The sequence below is a fragment of the Bosea sp. 29B genome, assembly GCF_902506165.1.
Taxonomy (GTDB): Bacteria; Pseudomonadota; Alphaproteobacteria; order Rhizobiales; family Beijerinckiaceae; genus Allobosea.
In genome coordinates this window covers 746,361-768,995 of sequence record NZ_LR733817.1, presented here as the reverse complement: position 1 = coordinate 768,995, position 22,635 = coordinate 746,361, and the positions used below count along the sequence as shown (strand labels likewise).

Below are 22,635 nucleotides of genomic sequence, written 5' to 3'. Positions count from 1 at the left end.
GACGCTGCGCGTTGGAGGTTGAGCGGGCTGGTAGTGATTAGTGTCAACAGTATTGATGGAGGCTGCATGCAATCCGCTTATGGGGCGATGACGAAACGGCCTTGGACGTCAGCTCGCCAACCCGGTTTCGTGATGCCGATCTGTCCTGTTCGAGCGGAGACCATGCTGGCCACGTCCCCTCCCGCCGGAACACCCGCCGTCAAGCCGCTGATCGTCGGCATCGGCGGCACGCCCCGTGAGCAATCCTCGACCGAACTCGCCTTGCGCCATGCCTGCGAGGCGATCGGGGACGAAGCCGAGATCCGCATCTTCGCCGGGCGCGACCTGCTGCTGCCGCTCTACCAGCCGGGCGTCGCGAGCCGCGATGCGGGTGCTGCAGCGCTGGTCTCGGCGCTGATGCATTGCGACGGGCTGATCATCGCGAGCCCGGCCTATCACGGCAGTGTCTCCGGCCTGATCAAGAACGCGCTCGACTATGCCGAAGAGCTCTCGGGGGAGGCGCGGCCCTATCTCGACGGCGTGCCTATCGGGCTGATCGCCTGCGCCGCCGGCTCGCAGGCCGCCGGCCAGACGCTGGCGACGCTGCGGACGATCGCGCATGCCCTGCGCGGCTGGCCGACGCCCTATGGCGCGACGATCCGCACCACGCCCGGACTGTTCGCAGGCGGAACCTGCCACGACCCGGTGGTCGCTGCCGATCTCGTCCGCGTCGGCGAGCAGGTCCTCACCTTCGCCCAAAGGCAGGCGGCGGCGCTGGTCGGACTGGCCTCCGTGCAACGTGCCACGACCTTCGTGCCAACTGAGAGCAGGCCATGAGACTGGGAATCTGGGCTCCCTTGCCCCACACCATCCGGGCCGAACCCGAGATGGAGCGCGCGATCGCCGAACTCGGCACGGCCGGCGCCGGCGGGTTGGCCGATACCTCCTTCGAGTTCGCCGCGCGCATCCTGCAGCAGGCCGAGGAGGCCGGCTTCTCGATCTCGCTGATCGCCGAGCGCTGGCTCGGGCCCGACCTCGAATCCTGGGTGATGGCCTCGGCGCTGTCGCAGCGCACGCGGCGGATGGAGTTGATGGTCGCGGCTCACCCCGGCATCGTCACGCCGCAGGCCGTGGCCAAGATGGGCGCCTCGCTCGACCGGATCAGCGGCGGGCGCTTCGCGATCAACTTGGTCAATGGCTGGTGGCCGGACGAGCTCAATCTGTTCGGCAATGGCGGCTGGCTGGAGAGCAGCGCCGATCGCGCCGCGCGCCTCGGCGAGTTCGTCCGGGTGCTGCGCGGCCTGTGGACGCAAGATGCGTTCTCGTTCAGCGGCCGCTATTACACGGTCGACAAGGCGAGCCTGCCCCTGAAGGTGCGCCGCTCGCCGCCGCCGATCTATGCCGCCAGCCGCTCGCCAGAGGGCAAGGCGCTGGTGGCGGAAAGCTGCGATGTCTGGTTCGCCGATTACGTGCCCGACTATCGGCTCTACGACGATAATCTCGCGGTGATGACGCAGGAGATCGCGGAGATGAAGGCGCTTGCCGCCGGTCATGGCCGCGAGCTCGGGATCGGCCTCAGCGCGCATGTGATCTGCGCCGATACGTTGGACGATGCCCATGCCCAGGCCGAGGAGATGCTGGACTATGGCAAGCGCAGCCGGATCGCGGCGGTGGCGGCGCGCGGGCTCGGCGCCGGCCTCGTCGGCACGCCGGAGCTGCTGGCGCAACGGATCGAGACCTATCAGCGCATCGGCGTCGATTGCCTGATGCTGCGCTTCCACCCGATGGCGGAGGGGCTCGCGAACTTCGCGGACAAGGTCGTCCCGCTGCTGCGCGAGCGGCTCGTCATCGATGCTGGGGCGATGCAGCCGGAGCCGGCTTATGGCTGAGGTGGTGACACCCCGCCATGCTCTGATCACCGGCAGCTCGTCCGGGATCGGTCTTGCGCTGGCGCAGCGCCTGCTTGCGGCAGGCTGGCGCGTCACCGGGTTCGACCGCCAGCCGGCGCCGACTGAGGCGGAGGCTGCCGGCCTGCGCACGATCCCGCTCGACCTGCTCGATGCATCAGCTCTGGCAGGTGTCCTGCCGGAGATCCTGGCGGAGCGGCCGGACGCCTTCGTGCACTGCGCCGGGGTGATGCGGACCGGGCGCATCACCGAGATCCGCGACGAGGATGTCGAGATGCTCTGGCGGCTGCATGTCGGTGCCGCCATCGCCATCCTGCGCGAACTCGCGCCGGCCTTGCCCGAGGGGCGCGGCCGCATCGTGCTGCTGTCGAGCCGCGGTGCGCTCGGTCGGCCGGGGCGCGGCGCCTATGCCGCGACCAAGGCGGCGCTGCACGGCCTTGCCCGCAGCCTGGCACTGGAGCTGGCGCCGCGCGGCATCACCGTCAATGTCGTGGCGCCGGCCGCGACCGACACGCCGATGCTGCGCGACCCCAGCCGCGGCGAGGCGCCGTCCGTCTCGCTGCCGATCGGCCGGCTGATTGCGCCGGACGAGGTCGCCTATCTCGTGCAGTGCCTGCTGGCGCCGGAGGCCGGGGCGATCACCGGCCAGACGCTTTATGTCTGCGGTGGGGCCTCGCTGGTGGCGCCGGGCTAGAAGCTTTTCACTCCGGCCCGATCGCGCCGGGCCAGCCTCCCTGCTCGGTCATCTCGCGTATGATCCCGAGTGCGATGCGGGCGAACTCGGTCGCGATGGTCGAGGGTGAGGGCAAATCGAGCTCGACCAGCGCCAGCGGCCAATAGGCGCGCGGCGCGATCGGGCGGATGTCGATCTCCCCGGCGAGCATGCCGGCGGCAAGGGTGGCGCGCGTCATCAGGCTGACGCCGAGGCCGCGCCTGACCAGCCCGCTGGTGATGACGTGGTCGTCGACCTCGTAGCGGGCATCGACCCACAGGCCCTCACGCGCGGCCCAGGCGTCGAGCAGTCGGCGTGAGGCGTTCGGCCGGCTCGGCAGGATCAGCGGCAGCTTGACGATCTCGGCCGACGGCAATTCGCCGATGCCATCGCCGAGGCTGCCAGGGAGCCCGACGACGAAGACCTCCTCGCGCAGCAGGGGCGTAACCCTGAGGCCGCGCTGCGGCAGCGGATCATGGGCGAAGGCGAGATCGAGCTGGCGACGGGCGAGCAGGTCGTGCAGCTGGCTCGAAAAGCCGCCCACGATCTTGACCTCGACCTGCTCATGCGCGGCGCTGAAGCGGGCGAGCAGAGGCGGCGCCAAGAGATGGCCGACGCCCGGCGGCATGCCGATGGTGAGGCGGCCGGTCAGGGCGGCCGAGCCGCGGCGAACGTCGCTGGCGGCCTGCTCGACCTGGCGCAGGAGCTGAGCGGAGTGCTCGAACAGGATGCGGCCGGCCTCGGTCAGCCGGGCGCCGTCGCGGCCACGTTCAAGCAGTTCCTTGCCGAGCTCGGCCTCCAGTTCGCGGATGGTGCGGCTTACGGCGGGCTGCGAGATGCGCAGCATCTCCGAGGCGCGGCTGAAGCTGCCGCATTCTGCGACCGTCCGGAAATAGCGCAGCGCCCTGAGGTCCATCGGCTGCGCCTGCGCTCTAGGTCGATTGCGCGTGGCTAGCCGCAGCTCGCCCGGCGATGAAGCCGAGGCCGAGCGCGGCGAGCAGGCCGTTTCCGGAGGCATAGCCGGCGCCGCCCGCCCGTCCGCTGACGCCGGCCGCGGCGCCGCCGCCAGCATAGAGGCCCGGCACGATGCCGCCGTCCTGGCGCAGCACCCGCGCCTCCTCGTCGACCAGCGGGCCGCCCTGGGTGTGGAACAGCGCCGGGGCGATCCTTGTCGCCACGAACGGCGCCTGCAGCGGCCCCATGCCCCAGGCCTTGCGGCCGAGGGCATCCGGCCGATCGCCAGTGGCTACGCCGGCTGCCAGCGCCAGCGTTTCGGCGAGCGCATCCGGCGGCAGCCGGCAGGCAGAGGCGAGCGCGTCGGTATCGGCGAAATCGGGCGCGCCACCATGGGCGACGAGCACGCCGAAATCCGGCTGGCCGGCGGCGGTGGCCTCACGGATGCGGCTGTCATAGATCGCGAACAGGCGTCCGCCGCGTGCAAGGGCCGGGGCGGCGAAGGCAGAGTAGCCGAGGGTCTCGTCGGCGAAGCGGCGGCCGGTCTCGTCGACGATGACACCGCCCTTCTCGACAACCGTCCAGGTGACGAGCTCGCCATGCGGCTGGGCGATGGCGGAATGAGCCTGGTAGGCGCCCATATTGGCGAGGCGCGCCCCGAGCGCCTCGCCCCAACGCACGGCCTCGCCATCGCTGCCGAGCGCGCCGAAATACTCGGCGCCGGCGATGTCGGGGGCGTGGCGGGCAAGCAATTCCCGGTCATGACCAAAGCCGTTGCAGGCGAGGATCACGGCCTTGGCCGTGATCAGGCTCTCCGCGCTGCCTTGGGTTTGTATGCGCGCGCCGCGGACGATGCCGTCCTCGGCGAGAAGGGCGGTTGCAGGGGTGGCCAGCGCCACCGGAATGCCGCGCGCTTCGGCCGCCTGCCAGAGGCCCTGCATCAGATCGGCGCCGCGGCGCGAGGGCACGGCGTGCAGGCGGTTGACGCTGTGTCCGACATGCCGATAGGCGCCGATCAATTCGATCGGCAGGCCGATGGTATCGGCGAGCCATTCGACCATCGGCGCCGAGATGGCGGCGAGACTGTCGACCAGCGCCTCGGCCTCGTGCGGACCGGCTGTGCGGCGCAGGTCGGCGGCGAAGCGGGCTGGATCGTCGGCGATGCCGGCTGCAGCCTGGAAGCGGGTGCCGGCGGCGGGGATCGAGCCGCTCGACAGCATGGTGTTGCCGGCAAGGCGCGGCAGCTTCTCGACGACCGCGACTTCGGCGCCCGCCTCATGCGCGGCGAGCGCCGCGACGAGGCCGCAGCCGCCGGCGCCGATCACCAGGACGTCGACTTCGAGGTCGGGCTCGGGGGAGGCCATGGCCGGCCCCGCCTCAGGAAGCCTTCGCCGTCGCCTTGTACTTGGTCTCGTAATGGTCGGTGGTGAGGAGCTGCTTCTCCAGCGCCTGCATGGCCGGGAAGCCCATCAGGTTCCAGATCTCCTCGATGCCGACCAGCAGGTCGGAGCGATCAGCCGGGATGCCGGTTTCCATCACGCCGCGCATCACCGAGAGCGCCTCCTGCATCGCCTTGATCGCGGCGGCCGGCAGCATGCGCGGCAGGCTGATGCGGCGCACGCCGAGCTCCTTGAGGCGCGGCAGCGGGATCAGCGGCGTGGTCGGGCGCGGGCGGATACCGAAACCCATATTGATCGAGACTGGCTTGCCGCCGGCCGCCTCGACGACACGGGCGATCTGGTCCTCGGTCTTGACGGCGTCGGGGAAGATCGCGTCGGCGCCGGCGGCGACATAGGCGCGGATGCGCTCCAGCGTCGCGTCGATGCCCTCGACCGCGAGGGCGTCGGTGCGGGCGATGATGACGAAATCGTCGTCGCGGCGGGCGAGGCAGGCGGCCTCGATCTTCTTGACCATCTCCTCCTTGGAGACGACCTCCTTGCCCGGCATGTGGCCGCAGCGCTTCGGGCTGACCTGGTCTTCCAGGTTGACGCCGGCGACGCCCGCCTCCTCGAACATTTGCACGGTGTAGTGCACGTTCATCGGGTTGCCGTAGCCGTTGTCGGCGTCGCAGGTCAGCGGGATCGCGATCGAGCGGGCGAGCTGGCGGCAGTGATTGACGTTCTCGTTCAGCCCCATCATGCCGAGATCCTCGACGCCGAGGATCGAGTTGGCGATGGCGGCGCCGCTGGTGCAGGCGCTCTTGAAGCCGGCGGCCTCGACCAGGCGGGCGCTGTAGCCGTCATAGACGCCGGGCGAGACCAGGAACTCGCCGGAATTGAGCAGGGCCCGGAAGGCGGCCGGAGCCGAAATCTCGCGTCTGGCGATCATGATGCTCGTTTCTCCGCATCGGCGGCAGCAATGGATGGGGTTTCGGGAACCTGGGCCAGCACATGGCGGCCGGCGCGCTCGACATGCGAGCGCATCAGGGATTCGGCGAGGGCGCCATCGCGCATCTTGATGGCGCGCAGGATCTGCCAGTGCTCGGTGAAGGCGAGTTCCTTGCGCTCCGGCACGGCGCCGGAGATGCGCCGGTAGATGCGCAGCAGGTGGTAGAGATCGCCGCAAAGGCTATCGATGATGCGGCTGTTGCCGCTGGCGCGGACGACCCGCTCGTGGAAGTCGAAGTGCGCGCCTTCCGGCTGGCGCCCGGAATGGGCGGCTTCGAGATCGGCGATCAACGCATCGATCTCGGTCTCGCTCATCCGCTGGGCGGCGAGGCGGCAGGCGTAGCCTTCGAGCGCCTCGCGCATCTGGAAGAGCTCCAGGATCGCCTGGGCGGACAGGGAGACGACGCGCGCCCGCAGGAAGGGCTCGCGCGAGACGAGCTGGATGCCCTGGAGACGGCGGATGGCCTCGCGGACCGGCCCGCGGCTGACACCGAAGCGCGTGGCCAGCACGGATTCGTTGACGACCATGCCGGGGGCGAGCTCGGTGCTGTAGATCAGCTCGAGAATGCGGCCGAAGATCCCTTCGCCGAGCGTCTCGGGGCGCCGTTCGCCGGTTGCCGGTTCCTGCAGGTCCATGCGTGAACGTTAGGAGCGGCTCAAAAATGTGTCAACAGTTTTGAAGAGTGCTCGCTGGAAGCCCGCAAGCAGGACCTCGCACGACCGGTCCCGTAAATACCGCGACTTTGATTTAGCTGCCGGCCAGTCGAAAATCAAAATGTCTGTAGAAAAATACTTTTCTGAAAGTGTTGACATTAATTGGCCCTCCTCGCATTTTCCGGGCGTGTTGAACGATGCGAGCCGCGGAATGGCCGGCGTCATGATGTCCGATGACAGCCTGAAAACTGATGCCGCGGCCGGGGCTTATGTCTCGGTCGCCCGCGCGGCCGAGCGTGCCGGCGTAGGCCTCGCCACGCTACCCTACGCCTGCCGCGTCTTCGTCGAGAATCTCGAACGGGGCAGGCTCTGCGATCCCAATATCGGTGCGGACGCCGTTGCGGCGATGCTGCGTTGGCGCGACAACCACGGCGTCGGCGTGCCGCTGACCGTCGGCCGCGTCATCCTGCCGGATTCGAGCGGCCTGCCGGTGCTGCTCGACCTGGCTTCGCTGCGCGACGCCGTTGCCGAGGCCGGCTGCGATCCGGCCAGCGTCGAGCCGCGCATTCCTGTCGACGTCATCGTCGACCATTCCCTGCAGGTCGACGTCTCCGCCACGCCCGATGCGATGGCGCGCAACATGGCGCGCGAGTTCGAGCGCAATGGCGAGCGCTACAGCTTCCTGAAATGGGCGCAGCAGGCGTTTCGCTCCGTCCGCGTCTATCCGCCCGGCACCGGCATCATCCATCAGGTCAATCTGGAGCACATCGCCCCGGTCGTCACCCGGGTCGCGACGCCGCTCGGTGAGATCGCCTGCGCGGACTTCGTCATCGGCGGCGATTCCCACACGCCGATGATCAATGGCATCGGCGTGCTCGGCTGGGGCGTCGGCGGTATCGAGGCGCAGGCGGCGATGCTCGGCCAGCCCTATGTCTTCCCAGTGCCGGAATTCGTCGGCGTCAGGCTGGTCGGGGCGCTGCCCGCCGGCGCGACCACCACCGACCTCGTCCTCACCGTCACCGAGCGGCTGCGGCGCGAGCGTGTCGTTTCGACTGTGATCGAGTATTTCGGGCCGGGCGCGGCGACGCTGTCGGTGCCGTCCAGGGCGACGCTCGCCAATATGGCGCCGGAATACGGCGCCACCGCCGGCTTCTTCCCGATCGACGCGCAGACCATCGCCTATCTCGCCCGCACGCGCTCGCCGGAGCAGGTCGCCTTCGTCGAGGCCTATGCGCGGGCCAATGCCATGTTCCGCGAGCCCGGACTGCCCGACCCCGCTTATTCCCGTGTCGTCGAGATCGACCTCGCCAGGGTCGGTCGTAGCGTCGCCGGGCCGCGCCGCCCGCAGGACCGGCTCGATCTTGCTGCAGTCGCGACGGATTTCGTGGGCCGGCTACCGCAACCGCTGGCGGATGGCGGTTTCGCCGCCGACCCCGCCGCGGCCGTTCCGGTCTCGACACCAGCAGGTTCAGCCGAGCTCCGGCACGGCGCGCTGGCGATCGCGGCGATCACCGCCTGCACCAACACGTCCAACCCGGCGGTGATGATCGCGGCCGGGTTGCTGGCGCGCAATGCGGTCGCTGCCGGGCTCACGGTCCCAGACTGGGTCAAGACCTCGCTGGCGCCGGGCTCGCGCGTGGTGACGCGCTATCTCGACGAGCTCGGCCTGCTGGCGCCGCTGGAGCAGCTCGGCTTCGGCGTGGTCGGCTATGGCTGCACCACCTGCGGCGGCAAGTCGGGGCCGCTGCTGCCGGTGATGGCGCAGGCGATCGATGCTGGCGGGCTGGTTGCCGCCGCCGCGCTGTCGGGCAATCGGAATTTCGAGGGCCGCATCCATCGCCAAGTGCGGGCCAACTACATCATGTCGCCGCCGCTGGTCGTCGCCTTCGCGCTGGCCGGGCGGATCGACATCGATCTCGAAAGCGAGCCGCTCAACGGCGCGGATGCGGAAAGGGCGATCCGCCTCGCCGATCTCTGGCCGGACGAAGCCGAGATCGCCACGTTGGCGGCACGTGCCGGCGATGCGCGCCTGTTCCGCGAGGTCTATGGCGATATGCCCTCCAGCCTGCTCTGGGACGAGCTTGCCGCGCCGACCGGGCTCCGCTTCGGCTGGAATCCGCAATCGAGCTATCTGGTCGAGCCGCCCTTCCTGGAACTCGCTCGCGAGCGAGCGCGCGAGGGCGTACCGGAGGCGCTGCATAGTGCGCGCGTTCTCGGCGTGTACGGCGACTCGCTGACCACCGACCACATTTCGCCGAGCGGCGAGATTCCGGTCGACAGCCCGGCGGGGCGCTATCTGATCGGACTCGGCATCGAGCCGAAAGCGTTCAACACCTATGTCGGTCGGCGCTGCAATCACGAGGTGATGGCGCGCGCGACCTTCGCCAATCTGCGGATCAAGAACCAGATGGTGCCCGGCCGCGAGGGTGGCTGGACGCAACTGCAGCCGGAGGGCCAGGTTGTCTCCGTCCATGAGGCGGCAAGCGCCTATGGCGAGCGCGGCGTGCCGCTGGTCGTGCTGGGCGGCAAGGACTACGGCATGGGCTCCAGCCGCGACTGGGCGGCCAAGGGTTCGGCTCTGCTCGGCGTGCGCGCCGTCGTCGCCGAGAGCTATGAGCGCATCCACCGCTCCAACCTGATCGGCATGGGTGTGGTGCCGCTGCGCTTCGCGGAAGGGCAGGGCTGGCGCCAGCTCGGCCTCGACGGCAGCGAGAGCTTGGATATCGAGGGGTTGTCGGCCGCGATCGACGGCATCGGCTCGGCCACGGTCACCGCCACCGGCGCTTCTGGGTCGATCCGCTTCTCGGTCACGGCCGATGTTTCGACCATGAGCGAGCGTGCCTGCCTGCGGGCCGGCGGCATCATGGCCGAAGTCCTTGCCTTCTTCATCCGGCGCGCCGCGCCAGCCCTGGTCACGGAGCATCCATGAGTTTCGATCTCTTGCTGGCGGGGGGCGAGATCGTCTTCCCGGGCGTCGGGGTCCGCACCGGCTCGGTCGCGGTCAAGGACGGGCGCATCGCCGCGCTGCTGGCGCCGGGCGAGCAGGCGAGCGCCAGGGAGGTGATCGACTGCCGCGGCAAATGGGTGATGCCGGGGCTGATCGACCCGCACACCCATATCGGCTTCGGCTCGAACGAGACCGATTTCGAGACCGAATCGCGCTCGGCCGCCATTGGCGGCGTCACCGGGATGATGACCTTCCACCGCTCCAACGATTTGCGCCAGTCGACCGGGCCTTGGAAGGAGCGCGGCGAGAGCCAGTCGCTGATCGATTTCGGCTTCCATTTCGGCGTCACCAGCAAGCTGCACATCGAGACGCTGCCGGAATGCGCCGAGCGCTTCGGCGTGACCTCGATCAAGGTCTACCTGATGTACAAGGGCGCCTCGGGCGCGGCGAAGGGCTTCACCGAGATCGATGACGGCCTGCTCTACCGGGCGCTGCTGCAGGGCGCGCGCATCAAGGGCGGCGTCGTCGGCGTGCATTGCGAGAATGTCGAGGTCATCCCGGTCTTCCGCGAGCCGCTGAAGGAAGCCGGCCGCAACGACCTGCCCGTCTGGGACGAGCAGAGCCCCGGCTTCCTCGAGGCCGAGAACGTCTTCCGGGTGATCTATTTCGGCGAGAAGGCCGGGTGCCCGGTCAATATCGTGCACATGTCGAGCGCCGAGAGTCTGGAGATCGTGCGCCGGGCGAAGCGGCCCGGCCGCGCGCCGATCCATGTCGAGACCTGCAGCCATTACCTTGCGCTGACCAGCCAGTCGCCGATCGGCTTCCTCGGCAAGGTCAATCCGCCGCTACGGTCTGAAAACGATGTCGAGGCGCTGTGGGAGGGCGTGCGCGACGGCACGATCTCGACCATCGGCTCCGACCATGTGCCGCGCAAGCGCGAGACCAAGGGGCCGGACATCTGGAAGGCCAGCGCCGGCTTTCCCGGCATCGGCACGCTGCTGCCGGTCCTGATCCATGAGGGCGTGCACAAGCGCGGCCTGCCGATCGAGCAGATCGCCGCTGCGACCAGCGCCAATGTCGCGAAGCTCTATTCGATCCCGAACAAGGGCGGTATCGCCGTCGGCATGGATGCCGACCTCGTCGTCGTCGATCCGGACAGGGAGGTCCTGATCGATCCGGCGACGCAGGAATCGCACTCCGACTACTCGCCCTATGAGGGCATGCGCTTCAAGGGCGCGCCCGTGCGTACCATCCTGCGCGGCCGCGTCATCGCCAGCGACGGCGTTGTCGATCCCCAGGCCCGCGCGACGCCGGCCGGCCGCTACCTGCACCGCTCCTAAGACCGAAAGCTGAAGACGATGACCAAGCGAATCTGGGACGATTTCCTGACCGAGCGCGACAAGCAGGTCTATGCGCAGGCCGGCTATGGCAAGCGCGGCGGCTTCGGCAAGCGTCCGGCCCTGTTCATCATCGACGTCCAGTACAATTTCTGCGGCGACAAGCCGGAGGACATCCTGGAAGGCCTCAAGCAGTACCGCACCCATTGCGGCCCCGAAGCCTGGGCGGCGGTCGAACACATCGTGCCGCTGCTGGAGATGGCCCGCGAGAAGAACATTCCGGTCTTCTACACCGAGAGCGCCCGCCGGCCGGACATGATCGATTCCGGCGTGCAGGTCGGCAAGAACCATCGCGGCGCCGAGAAGACCTCGACCGAAGGCACGCATGCGACCCAGACGGTCGCACCGCTGGCGCCGCGCCCGCAGGACATCCGCATCGGCAAGCGCAAGCCGTCCTGCTTCTTCGGCACCATCTTCATGAGCCATCTCAACTTCTTCGACGTCGATACGCTGATCCTGACCGGCTGCACCACCTCGGGCTGCCTGCGGGCGACGGCGGTCGACGCCTATTCCTATAATTTCAAGGTGGTGATCCCGGAGGAGACGGCGTTCGACCGCTTCCAGGCGAGCCATGCGATCAACCTGTTCGACCTCAACTGCAAATATGCCGACGTGATTCCGTCGGCCGAGGTGAAGGATTATCTCGGCGGGCTTGCGGTTCGCGACGATTTGCCGACCGGCGTGCAGGGCTGAGGCTTTCGCCAGACGTCATTCTCGGCCGAAGCGCAGCGGAGAGCCGGGAATCTCTGGACGAGTGTGCTCCAGAGCCCCATTCGGCATGAGATGCTCGGGACAGGCCCGAGCATGACGCCTGAGAGGACCCTTATGGCCGATCGCGAGATCATCGTCCCGGAATCGATGCGTGCCATCGTCGAGCGGGCCGGCTATGCGCCGGCCGTGCGCGTCGGCGAGATCGTCTATGTGGTCGGCCAGGTCGGCCGCACCGCCGATCTTCAGGTGATCGACGACCCGGCGGAGCAGTTCGCTGCTGCCTGGGAGAATGTCCGGATCGTGCTGGAGGCGGCCGGCTGCAGCTTCGCCGACATGGTCGACGTCACCACCTACCATGTCGGGATGGCGCGCCACATGGATGTGTTCCGCGAGGTCAAGAATCGCCTCGTCCCGCGCGAAGGCTATGCCTGGACGCGGATCGGCGTCTCCGAGCTTGCCCATCCCGGCCTCTTGGTCGAGATCAAATGCGTCGCCCACCGGCCCGGGCGCTGAGAGACTTTCTGGAAACTCAGCCCTCATCCTGAGGAGCAGCCGTCAGGTTCCGTCTCGAAGGATGTTCCAGCTGGTTCCGGAGCCTCCTGAAACATCCTTCGAGGCGCCGCTTCGCGACTCCTCAGGATGAGGGCTCAGAGAACGCCCGAATAGACTCTGAGCCGGGCCTCGCTTAGCCCAGCGTCGCGCTCAATCTGGCGCAGGCCCGCGTGAACAGCGCACCGGGCTTCACGCCGGCCTGCTTCATCATCCACCAGGCGCAGCAGAGATTGGACGAGAGCAGCGGCGGGGCCGAGCCTTCGGGGCGGGCCAGCATGGCCGGCAGGGTGATCATGCCGGTGCCGCTCATGACGATGGCGTCGATGCCGGCGGTCTCGACCTGGCGCAGGGCCTCCTCGACCTCTTCCGTGGTCAGCTCGTAAGCGCGGAAGGCCTCGGAGACCTTGACCACCTGAGCGACGGTGAAGCCGGCGCCGGTCCAGTAGCCAGCGGCCTCCTCGGTCAGCCAGGCAGGGTAGGGCGAGAACAGGCAGATGCGCTTGGCGCCGATCGCCTTCAGGGCATGGCGGATCGCGCCGCTTGCCGTCTCGACGGGAAAGCCCGCGGCTTCGGAGAGGCATGCGGCTAGCGCGTCGTCGGCGCTGGCGCCGAGCCGGTAGCTCGGCCCGGTCAGCGCGACGGTGGCAGCGTCGAGCTTCAAGCTGCCGAAGGTTTTCAGCGCCGGTTGGTAGGAGGCGATATAGGCGCGGTTGCGCTGCTCCAGCGTCGTGTCCGGCATCACCGGCAGGCGCGTGGCGTAGAGCCGGGCACCCGAGGAGACCAGCCGGTTCATCTCCGGCTCGACGGTGGGATTGGCCGGCGGGACGAGCAGGCCGAGTGCAGGCTGCGCGGCGAGTTGGGCGAGATCCATGGTGTCCCTCAGGCGGCGCGGGCAGGGCGCTCGAGCATGTCGAGCATCGCGGCGGCGGCGAGATAGTCGATGGCACTGCTGCGCGAGGCGGCGAGGTCGCGCACCTTCTGCAGCCAGTCCTCGCCGCCGGCGACGTTGCGGTCGGTGCGCGGGATCAGCATCTCTTCGGCGACGCGCTTGCGCTCGGCGGCGGCTGCGACGACCAGTTCCGGCCGGTGCTCGCGCAGGGCGCGGATCATCGCCTCGGCAAGCGCCTTCGCATCGTGGATGCCGCAATTCATGTTCATGCCGCCGCGGGTGTTGGTGACATGGGCGCCGTCGCCGGCGAGGAAAGCGCGGCCGACATGGTAGTGCGAGGCGACGCGGCGGCTGGCGCCGTAGACGTCGCGTCCGAGCACCGTTGGCGGCGTGGTCCAGCTCGGCATGACCTCGCGGATGCGGTCGGCGAACCAGCCGTCCTGCAGGGCGGTCTCGTCCGGCACATCGCCCGGCACGCGGATGATGATGCGCCAGCAATCCGGCATCTTGAGGAAGCTCAGGGACTTCGAGCCATTGTGCAGATAGGTGATCGAGGCGATCCCCGGCAGCACCTCGTCGAGATCGTCCGAGGTCATCACGCGCAGGACCTTGTGCGGATAGACCATGCCGTCGAAGGCGATGCCGAGCGCTTCGCGCACGGCGCTGCGGGCGCCGTCGGTGCCGAGCAAATAGTCCGCGGCGATGGTCAGCTTCTGCCCATCGCGATCGGCGGTGACGGAGACGCTATTCTCGTCCTGCGTAACTGCCTCGAAGCCGGTGCCGAACAGCACGCGGGCATTGGGGAGGGCCTCGATCTGAGCCAGCAGCAGCGGCGTCAGCCTCGCCTGCTCCAGATGCAGCCGGAAGGGGAAGGGGGTGCGCTCGGAAAGATCGGCCAGGACGAACTCGGCGAAGGGGCCTTCCGGCGTGCGGTACTGGATGCGCTTGACGATCTCGCCCTCGGCCAGCATCGGCGCGAGCACGCCGAGATCGTCGAGGATCTCCAGCGTCGCCGGGTGGAAGGTCGAGGCCTTGGAGGCCGCGGTGAGGGCGGCGCGCTTTTCGAGCACGACGATGTCGACGCCCGCTCTGGCAAGGATCAGGGCCGCGACGAGGCCGACCGGCCCGGCGCCGGCTACGATCACTTGCGTTGTCAGGCTGGTGGTCATGGACATCCTCCGCAGCGGCGCCGAGCGCCGCGCATCTATTTGTATTAAGTATGCTACTTAATATGTTTTAGCAAGAGCGGCCAGAGTCGGCCGTCAGGTCTCTTCGGGGCCGAGCACGAGACAGTTCGCCGTCGCCCAGCCGACCGGGATGCGCTCGCCGCGCTGCAGAGCGGGCAGCCCGTCGCGGAAGGTCAGGCGGGCGGTGAAGCTGTCGGAGCTGCCGAGGCGCAGGCGCAGGCGGGTATGGTCGCCGTAATAGACGAGTTCCTCGATCACGGCGTCGAAGCGGTTCTCGCCGGCGGCGGCCGGGCCGATCAGGACCTTCTCGGGCCGCAGCGCCAGCACGGCGGGTGCGCCGACCGGCAGATCGGTGCCCGCCATGGCGTGGACCTCGCTGCCATCGGAGAGGCGCAGGCGGCATTGGGCGCCGTCGCGCTCGGCAATGGTGCCGTCGAGCTTGTTGTTCTCGCCGATGAAGGAGGCGACGAAGGCATTGGCCGGCTTCTCGTAGATCTCGGTCGGCGGCGCCAGTTGCTGGATGCGGCCATGATGGAAGACGGCGACGCGGTTCGACATGGTCAGCGCCTCGCCCTGGTCATGGGTGACGTAGACCACGGTGACGCCGAGCTGCTCGTGGATGTGCTTGATCTCGAGCTGCATGTGCTCGCGCAATTGCTTGTCGAGCGCGCCGAGCGGCTCGTCCATCAGCACGAGCTTGGGCCGGAAGACCAGCGCCCGCGCCAAGGCGATGCGCTGCTGCTGGCCGCCGGAGAGCTGCGTCGGCCGCCGGTCGGCGAGATGGCCGAGCTTGACCATGTCGAGCGCGCCGCGAACCCTTTCCTCGCGCTCAGCCCGGCCGACGCTCTGCATCTCCATCGGGAAGGAGAGGTTGGCGGCAACGCTCATATGCGGGAACAGCGCATAGTTCTGGAAGACCACGCCGATGCCGCGCCGATGGGCGGGGACGTTGTTCAGCGGGCGGCCGTCGAAGGTGATGGTGCCGCCGGAGGGATCCTCGAAGCCGGCCAGCATCATCAGCGTCGTGGTCTTGCCCGAGCCGGAAGGGCCGAGCAGCGTGACGAACTCGCCGCGCTCGACCGCGAAGTCGAGCGACTTCACGACCTGCGTCGCGCCGTCATAGCTCTTGGTGACCTTGTCGAAGACGATGATGGGGTCGCTCATGCTCGGGCTCATGCGGTCGGTCCGGAGGGAGAGGCCCCGCGGGCCTGGGCGCGCTTCCGGATGAATTCGTTCAGGGCCAGCAGCAGCACCGAGAAGAGGATCAGCAGCACGGCGGCGGCGGCGATGGTCGGGCTCAGGAACTCGCGCAGGCCGGCATACATCTGGCGCGGCAGCGTGAACTGGCCGGGGCTGGCGATGAACAGCGCCACGATCAGCTCGTCGAAGGAGGTGGCGAAGGCGAAGAGCGCGCCCGTCGCCACGCCCGGCGCGATCAGCGGCAGCACGACGCGGCGGAAGGCGATCGCCGGATTGGCGCCGAGGCTGGCGGCGGCGCGCAGCAGGTTCTGGTCGAAGGTCTGCAGCGAGGCCAGCACCGTCAGCAGCACGAAGGGCACCGACAGCACGGTATGGGCGAGGATCAGGCCGGTTAGCGTCGAGCCGAGGCCGACAAGCGACAGCGAGAAATACATGGCGATCGCCGTGACGATGACCGGCGTCACCATCGGCAGCGACAGGATGGCGAGCAGCAAAGCCTTGCCGGGGAAGCGGCCGAGGAAGATGCCGAAGGCGGCGAGGGTGCCGAGCAGCGTCGCCAGGATCATGGTGGCGATGCCGACGACGAAGCTGTTCCAGGTGGCGCTGAGCCAGCGGCTGGAGCTGAAGAAGTCCTCGTACCAGCGCAGCGAGTAGCCCGGCGTCGGCAGCACCAGCAATTCGCCCGAGGAGAGCGAGAGCGGGAAGACGACGACGATCGGCGCCACCAGGAAGAGCAGGATCAGGGCCGTGGCGAGCGCCAGCGCGAGGCGTCCGGCCGAGAGCTTGCGTGCAGGGGAGGAGGAAGCGGTGCCGGCCATCGCTCAGACCTTCACATTGCCGGAGCGGAAGCCGGGCACGATCAGCCGCGCGACGATGACGAGCAGCGCGGTCATCGTCATCAGCAGCGTCGCCAGCGCGGCGGCCATGCCCCAGTTCACCGAGGTGTTGGTGAAGAAGGCGATGAAGTAGCTGACCATCTGGTCGCCGGAGCCGCCGACCAGAGCGGGCGTGATGTAGAAGCCGACCGAGAGCATGAACACCATCAGCGATCCCGCGGCGACGCCGGGCATGGTCAGCGGCAGATAGATGCGCAGGAAGCGGCGCCAGCCCGGCGCGCCGAGCGAGGCGGCGGCGCGCATATAGTCCGGCTTGATCCCCTTCATCACGCCGTAGAGCGGCAGGATGGCGAAGGGCAGCAGCACATGGACCATGGCGAGATAGACGGCGAAGCGCGTGAAGATCATCGTCAGCGGCTGGTTGACGATGTCGAAGGCGAGCAGCAGCGCGTTGATCGGTCCCTCGCGCTGCAGGATGATGAACCAGGCCGTCGTCCGCACCAGGATCGAGGTCCAGAACGGGATCAGCACCAGCATCATCCCGGCATTGGCCCAGCCCTGCGGCAGGATCGAGAGGGTGTAGGCGACCGGATAGGCCAGCAGCGCGCAGATCACCGTGACGATCAGGCTGATCTCGAAGGTGCGCCAGAACAGCGGCAGGAAGACAGCATCCTCGGCACCGGCATGGACGATGCCCTTGTCGGTCGGCCGCATATCGAGCGAGCGCAGCAGATAGAGCGAGGTCCAGGGGCCGGTCGCGCGCTTGAACATCCGCCAGAGCTCAGGCTCGCCCCAGCGTGGATTGAGCGCGATCAGGCTGTCCTTTACCGGCGGAGCCAGGCGCGCCGAGGCGCGGGCGGCCTGCAGCAAAAGGCTGCGCAGGCCGGTCTCCTCGAAGTTCAGGCGGCTGAGGACGGCCCCGGCCTCCTGGTTCTGCTGCGCGGTCCGCAGTTCCTCGACGATGGCGGCGAAGGCCTCGTCGGGCGGCAGGTCGTTGCCGTCCCAGGCGCGCAGAAGCGTCGCGGTGCGGGGCAGGGCGGTCGAAAATTCGGAATCGTCGACCGCCCGATAGAGCGTTGCCCCGAGCGGGACGAGGAAGCTCAGCGTGACCAGGAGCAGGAGGGGCGCGATCAGCGCCGCCGCCAGCAGGTTCCGTCGTGACATGCCGAGTCCCCGTGCCCGCGCGACGGCTTACTTCGCCAGCCAGGCGTTGAAGCGGGCCTCGAGATCCTCACCGTGCTCGACCCAGAACTCGGTGTTGATGAAGAGCCCTTCCTTGGCGTGGTTGGCGACCATGCCGGGGTTCTTCTTGATGACCTCGGGGTTGTTGGCAACGGCGGTGTTGGCCGGCGACACCGCCCAGTCCTGCGCCAGGCTGGTCAGCGGCTTCTCGTCGGTCATGTAGCTGATCAGCTTCATGCCCTCGGCCTTGTTCGGCGAGTTGCGTACCACCGTCCAGTAGTCGAACGAGAACAGCAGCGTGTTCCACTGCACCGGGTACTTGGCGCCGCCCTCATTGGCGCGGATCGTGCGCCCGACATAACCGACCGCATAGGCGGCTTCGCCCGAGCCGACGAGCTGCAGCGGCTGCGTGCCCGACTTCCACCAGACGACATGCGGCTTGATCTGGTCGAGCTTGGCGAAGGCGCGCTTCTGCCCGTCCGGCGTGGCCAGCACCTTGTAGACATCGGCGGCCGGCACGCCGTCGGCGAGCAGGGCGATCTCCAGCGTCATCTTGGCGCCAGAGCGCAGCGAGCGCTTGCCGGGGAACTTCTGGACATCCCAGAGCTCGGCATAGTTGGCCGGGCCGGTGGGGTTACGGGCCTGGTCGTAGAACAGGCTGACGCCCCAGCCGACGGCGCCCGCGCCGCAGGCGGTGGTACCGCCGGGGATGAACTTCTTCTGGTCGATGACGCTCCAGTCGAGCTTCTCGAAGACGCCGTCCTCGCAGCCGCGGGCGAGCTCGGGCGCCTCGACCATGATCACGTCGTAGGTGACGTCGTTCGACTTCACCATCGAATAGATCTTGGCCATCTCGCCATTGTAGACGTCGTCGGCGACCTTGATGCCCTTCTCGGCGGCATAGCCCTGGAACAGGTGCTTGCGGGCATTGTCCTGGAAGCCGCCGCCGAAGCCGACCACCATCAGGTCGCGCGCCAAAGCGGGAGCCGCTGCAGCGGCCAGCCCGAGCGCGAACAGTCCCGCGCAGGCAAATCTCGTCGTCTTCATGCTCATCCCCTCGTTCTTATGGATATCAAGCCCGGATTTCGACGGCCGTCGACGGCAGTCGCGCTGCCGCGTTAAGCCGCCAGCCACCCGCGTGACAAGCGTATTGGTATTTTTGATATGATGATGATACATATCTGTCAACGGCTACCCGACGCCGTGCTCTCCAGGGACCTCCGATGACCGCAGCCACGCTTTCGCTCGATCCGATCTCGCCCGCAATCCGCCCGACCCAGCAGGATTCGGACCAGCGCTATCGCTATCAGCACTATATCGACGGCGCCTTCGTCGATCCGGCGAGCAATGCCTGGCTGGAGACTTCGGATCCGGTGACGGGCGAGGACTGGGCCTGGGTGGCGCGGGGCGATGCCGCCGACGTCGAGCAGGCGGTCACCGCGGCGCATCGCGCCTTCTCCGAAGGAGCCTGGCCGGCTTTGTCGGCTTCGGGCCGCGGCGCGCTGATGCGCAAGCTCGGCGACCTCATCACCGAGAACGCCGACTGGCTGGCGCGGGTCGAGATGCGCGACAACGGCAAACTCTACGCCGAGCTGTCGATGCAGATGCGCTATATGGCGAACTATTATTACTACTATGGCGGCCTGGCCGATAAGATCGAAGGCACGGTGATCCCGACCGACAAGCCCGGCGTGTTCAACTACACCAAGCCGGAACCGATCGGCGTCGTCGCCTGTATCATGCCGTGGAACTCGCCGCTGCCGCTGACCAGCCTGAAGCTGGCGCCGGCGCTGGCGGCCGGCTGCACCGTCGTGCTGAAGCCGTCCGAGTTCACCTCGGCCTCGCTGCTCGAATTCGTCAAGCTGGTCGAGGCAGCCGGTTTCCCCAAGGGTGTCGTCAACGTCATCACCGGCTATGGCGCCGAGGTCGGCGACGCGCTGATCAGCCACCCGCTGGTCGAGCGCATCGCCTTCACCGGTGGCCCCGAAGCCGGGCGGATGATCAACGAGAAGGCCGCCCGCCACATGAAGCGAGTGACGCTGGAGCTCGGCGGCAAGTCGCCGAACATTATCTTTGACGATGCCGAGCTCGACCAGGCGGTGAAGGGCGCTGTCGCCGGCATCTTCGCGGCCTCGGGCCAGACCTGCGTCGCCGGCTCGCGCCTTCTGGTACAGGACACGATCCACGACGCCTTCGTCGAGCAGCTCAAGGCCTTCATCGCCGATGTCAGGTTCGGCCACCCCTCCGATCCGGCAACGCAGGTCGCGCCGATCTCGACCAGGCCGCAGCTTGAGAAGATCAAGTCCTATGTCGAGATCGCCAAATCCGAGGGCGCGCGCCTTGTTGCCGGCGGCGAGCCGGCCTCGGTGCCGGGCTATCCGAAGGGACTCTTCTTCAAGCCGACCATCTTCGTCGACGTGAAGAACAGCATGCGTATCGCCCAGGAGGAGGTGTTCGGCCCGGTCCTGTCGGTGATCCGCTTCAAGGACGAGGACGAGGCGGTCCGCATCGCCAACGACACGCAGTTCGGCCTCGCTGCCGGCATCTGGACGCAGTCGATGCGCCGGGCACTGACCATGGCGAACCGGGTCCGCGCCGGAACGGTCTGGGTCAACAACTACCGCTCGACCAGCACGACCTCGCCCTTCGGCGGCTTCAAGATGAGCGGTGTCGGCCGCGAGGGCGGCATTGCCGGCATCAGGGAGTACATGGAGACCAAGAGCGTCTGGATCTCGACGGCGACGGACATCCCGAACCCGTTCATCCGGCGCTGACGCGAAACTGGCAGCGGCGTCCTAGGCGGCGCCGCTGTCGGTGATCATCGCCTTCCAGGGCGTGCCGAGATTCTGGCCGTCGATCGAGTACTGCACGCGGTATTCGTAACGATCGGGCCGGTAGAGCGCCTGCAGCAACTCGATCAGGCGTCCGTCCTCGTCGCGGACATGGCGGGTCATCGCCACCAGCGGCGTGCCGATCGCGACGTCGAGATGCGGCGCCACATCGGAATCGGCGAGCACGGCCGTGATCTTTTCTTCGAAGCGGGCGAGCTTGACGCCCGCTGCGGCGAGCGTGGCGGAGACCGGCAGCGAGGAGATCGCGGTGCGCGGCACCAGCGGAGCGAGGTCGGCGGGGAGGTAGCAGAGCGTGTGCGAGATCGGCGAGCGCTCGTCGCCCCGGACGCGCTCGATCCGCAAGAGCTCCGTGCCATCGGCGATCTCGAAGGTCTGGGCGAGCAAGGGCGAGGGCCGGACGAAATCATAGGCGAGCAAGGCGATCTTCGTCTTGCGGGCGAGGGAGATCTGGTTGTTGAGCAGCTGGCTTGCGGGCTCGCCCGCCTCGTTCGCCGGCGTCAGCGGAAAGGTGCCGCGACCGCGCTGGCGCAGGACGCGCCCCTCGCGCTCCAGCCTCTCCATCGCCTTGCGGATGGTGACGCGCGACACGCTGAAGGTCTCGGCGAGGTCGTCCTCGCTCGGGATCGGGGAGCCCTGCGGATAGGAGCCGTCCATGATCTTCTGAAGCAGCATGACGTAGACGCGGTGATAGAGCGGGATGACATCCCGTTCCGACGAAGGCCGCTCAGCCGCCGTACCCGTCTGCGGTCTCGCCATGGATTGCCTTCCCGGATTCGTCGTGGGGAATCGCTAGCATGTATGGTCTGGAATACCAATCAGGCCGGCTGCTCGCGGAAGTATGTTGTATTATGTTTATATCATTGATACTTATTTGCTGCCTTTGACGCCCAATTGACACCTATGTGAGACAAGTGATGAGTGACAGCCTCGACGCCGCAGACCGCACGCGCTTTGTCGGCTCCTATGCGCATCGCAAGAGCGCGCTGTCCCATCTCGCCTATGGCGTGTCCTCGACTCCGCGCGCAACGCAGAATCCGGTTGCGATCACTATCGAGCGCGGCGAAGGCGCTCATGTCGTCGATGTCGACGGCAACCGCTTCGTCGACTATGCGCTCGGCTATGGCCCGCTGATCCTGGGCCATACGCCTCCGTCAGTGATCGCCGCCGTCCAGAACGAGCTCGGCCGCGGCCTGCGGACCGCGAGCGTGCACAGGGGTGAGGCGGAGCTGGCCGAGCTGATCGCGGCTTGCGTGCCTTCGGCCGAGCAGACGAGCTTCGTCAGCACCGGCACCGAGGCGATCCAGCTCGCCTTGCGCGTCGCGCGCGCTGCGACGGGGCGCGTCAAGATCATCAAGTTCCGGGCCAATTATCATGGCTGGGCCGACGGCATCCATGTCGGCAATGCGATCGGGCAGGACGGCGCCTCGGCGCTCGGCCAGGATCCGCAGGCGGCGCAGAGCGTGACGCTGCTGGATTGGGGCGATGCCGAGCAGGTCGAGGCGGTGCTCGATTCCAGCTTCGCCGCGGTCATCGTTGAGCCGGCCGCGATCAATGGCGGTTGCTTCGAGCCGCCTGCCGGCTTCCTGGAGCGGCTGCGGACGGCGACGCAGCGCTGTGGCGCGCTGCTGATCTTCGACGAGGTGATCACCGGCTTCCGCCTCGCCCTCGGCGGTGCGCAGGAACGCTATGGCGTGACGCCCGATATCAGCGTGCTCGGCAAGGCGCTTGGCGCCGGCCTGCCGATCAGTGCGGTCTCGGGCAGCCGTGCGGCGATGGAGGTTCTGTCGAGTGGCCGGCTGATGCATCGCGGCACCTTCAACGGCAACCCGCTTTCGGTGGCGGCTGCGATCGCCTGCCTCAAGGTGCTGCAGGCTGAGCGCGGGGAGATCTATCCGCGCATGGACGGATTCGCGGCGCGGCTATGCGGGTTCCTGAACGATCAGGCCGCGCGTCGCGGCGTTCCGGTCCGGGCGCGCCAGGCCGGGGCGGCGTTGCAGATCTTCGCCGCCAACGGGCCGGTCGAGACGTTGCGCGACACGGCGAAGGTCGACAAGGACAAGACGCTGGTGTTCACCGGCGCCCTGCTCAGGCAGGGGGTGATGACTCTGCCGCGCGGTCTCTGCTACCTGTCATCCGCCCACAGCCTGGCCGATATCGAGGCGACCGAGGCGGCGATCGCGGCCGCGATGAAGACGCTGGCGCAGTCGACGGCCGCGTGAGACGGCCTGGTCGCAGCGCGTTCGGCGGGCGCTGCAGCCGTCTCAAAATCTGTTCAGACCTGCAGCCCTC

The 22,635-nt window shown here is 68.0% G+C and carries 20 protein-coding genes; 9 read left to right on the top strand and 11 right to left on the bottom strand.

The window, feature by feature from the left end; genetic code table 11:
- The first annotated feature begins 162 nt into the window (after nucleotides 1–162).
- The 3 genes from GV161_RS03810 to GV161_RS03800 are packed head-to-tail and all read left to right on the top strand — an operon-like array spanning nucleotide 163 to nucleotide 2,580.
- Nucleotides 163–816 (top strand): NAD(P)H-dependent oxidoreductase, encoded by a 654-nt coding sequence (locus GV161_RS03810; RefSeq protein WP_152011777.1) that lies wholly within the window; start codon nucleotides 163–165, stop codon nucleotides 814–816.
- Nucleotides 813–1,868 (top strand): LLM class flavin-dependent oxidoreductase, encoded by a 1,056-nt coding sequence (locus GV161_RS03805; RefSeq protein ID WP_152011778.1) that lies wholly within the window; start codon nucleotides 813–815, stop codon nucleotides 1,866–1,868. Before GV161_RS03810 ends, GV161_RS03805 begins: the two co-directional genes overlap by 4 nt.
- Nucleotides 1,861–2,580 (top strand): SDR family oxidoreductase, encoded by a 720-nt coding sequence (locus GV161_RS03800; protein ID WP_193219466.1) that lies wholly within the window; start codon nucleotides 1,861–1,863, stop codon nucleotides 2,578–2,580. The genes GV161_RS03805 and GV161_RS03800 overlap by 8 nt, the downstream gene beginning before the upstream one ends.
- Before the next feature lie 7 nt (nucleotides 2,581–2,587).
- On the opposite strand, the gene GV161_RS03795 is transcribed toward GV161_RS03800, so the two are convergent.
- Genes GV161_RS03795 through GV161_RS03780 form a run of 4 tightly spaced genes read right to left on the bottom strand, consistent with a single transcriptional unit; the run spans nucleotide 2,588 to nucleotide 6,575 of the window.
- Nucleotides 2,588–3,514, bottom strand: coding sequence for a LysR family transcriptional regulator (locus tag GV161_RS03795; RefSeq protein WP_159650125.1), 927 nt, complete (start codon nucleotides 3,512–3,514; stop codon nucleotides 2,588–2,590).
- A gap of 16 nt (nucleotides 3,515–3,530) precedes the next feature.
- The gene (locus GV161_RS03790; protein WP_152011780.1) at nucleotides 3,531–4,916 is read right to left on the bottom strand and encodes an FAD-dependent oxidoreductase; all 1,386 of its coding nucleotides are present in this window, start codon (nucleotides 4,914–4,916) and stop codon (nucleotides 3,531–3,533) included.
- A gap of 13 nt (nucleotides 4,917–4,929) precedes the next feature.
- The gene (locus GV161_RS03785) at nucleotides 4,930–5,880 is read right to left on the bottom strand and encodes an isocitrate lyase/PEP mutase family protein (RefSeq protein ID WP_152011781.1); all 951 of its coding nucleotides are present in this window, start codon (nucleotides 5,878–5,880) and stop codon (nucleotides 4,930–4,932) included.
- On the bottom strand, nucleotides 5,877–6,575 hold the full coding sequence (locus tag GV161_RS03780; protein ID WP_152011782.1) for a GntR family transcriptional regulator: 699 nt from the start codon (nucleotides 6,573–6,575) through the stop codon (nucleotides 5,877–5,879). The genes GV161_RS03785 and GV161_RS03780 overlap by 4 nt, the downstream gene beginning before the upstream one ends.
- A 229-nt stretch (nucleotides 6,576–6,804) precedes the next feature.
- Here GV161_RS03780 and acnA point away from each other — a divergent pair, with 229 nt between their 5' ends.
- From acnA to GV161_RS03760, 4 genes are all read left to right on the top strand, one after another.
- Entirely contained in the window at nucleotides 6,805–9,522 is a 2,718-nt protein-coding gene (gene acnA, locus GV161_RS03775; protein WP_201304308.1) for an aconitate hydratase AcnA, read from the top strand.
- Entirely contained in the window at nucleotides 9,519–10,880 is a 1,362-nt protein-coding gene (locus tag GV161_RS03770) for an amidohydrolase family protein (RefSeq protein ID WP_152011783.1), read from the top strand. The genes acnA and GV161_RS03770 overlap by 4 nt, the downstream gene beginning before the upstream one ends.
- Nucleotides 10,881–10,898: 18 nt before the next feature.
- The gene (locus GV161_RS03765) at nucleotides 10,899–11,630 is read left to right on the top strand and encodes an isochorismatase family protein (RefSeq protein WP_152011784.1); all 732 of its coding nucleotides are present in this window, start codon (nucleotides 10,899–10,901) and stop codon (nucleotides 11,628–11,630) included.
- Nucleotides 11,631–11,762: 132 nt separating this feature from the next.
- On the top strand, nucleotides 11,763–12,161 hold the full coding sequence (locus GV161_RS03760; RefSeq protein ID WP_152011785.1) for a RidA family protein: 399 nt from the start codon (nucleotides 11,763–11,765) through the stop codon (nucleotides 12,159–12,161).
- Nucleotides 12,162–12,333: 172 nt separating this feature from the next.
- Here the strand turns inward: GV161_RS03760 and GV161_RS03755 are convergent, their stop codons facing one another.
- The 6 genes from GV161_RS03755 to GV161_RS03730 all read right to left on the bottom strand — a co-directional run bounded on the left by GV161_RS03755 (nucleotide 12,334) and on the right by GV161_RS03730 (nucleotide 18,541).
- Nucleotides 12,334–13,071 (bottom strand): arylmalonate decarboxylase, encoded by a 738-nt coding sequence (locus tag GV161_RS03755; RefSeq protein WP_152011786.1) that lies wholly within the window; start codon nucleotides 13,069–13,071, stop codon nucleotides 12,334–12,336.
- Nucleotides 13,072–13,079: 8 nt separating this feature from the next.
- Nucleotides 13,080–14,258, bottom strand: coding sequence for an FAD-dependent monooxygenase (locus GV161_RS03750; protein WP_159650124.1), 1,179 nt, complete (start codon nucleotides 14,256–14,258; stop codon nucleotides 13,080–13,082).
- 93 nt (nucleotides 14,259–14,351) lie between these two features.
- The gene (locus GV161_RS03745; RefSeq protein ID WP_152011788.1) at nucleotides 14,352–15,440 is read right to left on the bottom strand and encodes an ABC transporter ATP-binding protein; all 1,089 of its coding nucleotides are present in this window, start codon (nucleotides 15,438–15,440) and stop codon (nucleotides 14,352–14,354) included.
- Nucleotides 15,441–15,448: 8 nt separating this feature from the next.
- A complete protein-coding gene (locus GV161_RS03740) occupies nucleotides 15,449–16,294 on the bottom strand; it encodes an ABC transporter permease (RefSeq protein ID WP_152011789.1) in 846 nt (281 codons plus the stop codon).
- Nucleotides 16,295–16,297: 3 nt separating this feature from the next.
- Nucleotides 16,298–17,476, bottom strand: a complete 1,179-nt coding sequence (locus tag GV161_RS03735; RefSeq protein WP_152011790.1) for an ABC transporter permease — start codon at nucleotides 17,474–17,476, stop codon at nucleotides 16,298–16,300.
- 27 nt (nucleotides 17,477–17,503) lie between these two features.
- Nucleotides 17,504–18,541, bottom strand: coding sequence for an ABC transporter substrate-binding protein (locus GV161_RS03730; protein ID WP_159650123.1), 1,038 nt, complete (start codon nucleotides 18,539–18,541; stop codon nucleotides 17,504–17,506).
- Between the two features lie 176 nt (nucleotides 18,542–18,717).
- Between GV161_RS03730 and GV161_RS03725 the strand changes: the two genes are divergently transcribed.
- Nucleotides 18,718–20,268 carry an aldehyde dehydrogenase gene (locus GV161_RS03725; RefSeq protein WP_152011792.1) on the top strand — a complete coding sequence of 517 codons (1,551 nt, stop codon included), beginning with the start codon at nucleotides 18,718–18,720 and terminating at the stop codon, nucleotides 20,266–20,268.
- Nucleotides 20,269–20,289: 21 nt separating this feature from the next.
- Here the strand turns inward: GV161_RS03725 and GV161_RS03720 are convergent, their stop codons facing one another.
- Entirely contained in the window at nucleotides 20,290–21,102 is an 813-nt protein-coding gene (locus tag GV161_RS03720; RefSeq protein ID WP_152011793.1) for a GntR family transcriptional regulator, read from the bottom strand.
- A gap of 158 nt (nucleotides 21,103–21,260) precedes the next feature.
- Here GV161_RS03720 and GV161_RS03715 point away from each other — a divergent pair, with 158 nt between their 5' ends.
- Nucleotides 21,261–22,565 carry an aspartate aminotransferase family protein gene (locus GV161_RS03715; protein ID WP_152011794.1) on the top strand — a complete coding sequence of 435 codons (1,305 nt, stop codon included), beginning with the start codon at nucleotides 21,261–21,263 and terminating at the stop codon, nucleotides 22,563–22,565.
- Nucleotides 22,566–22,635: the final 70 nt, after the last annotated feature.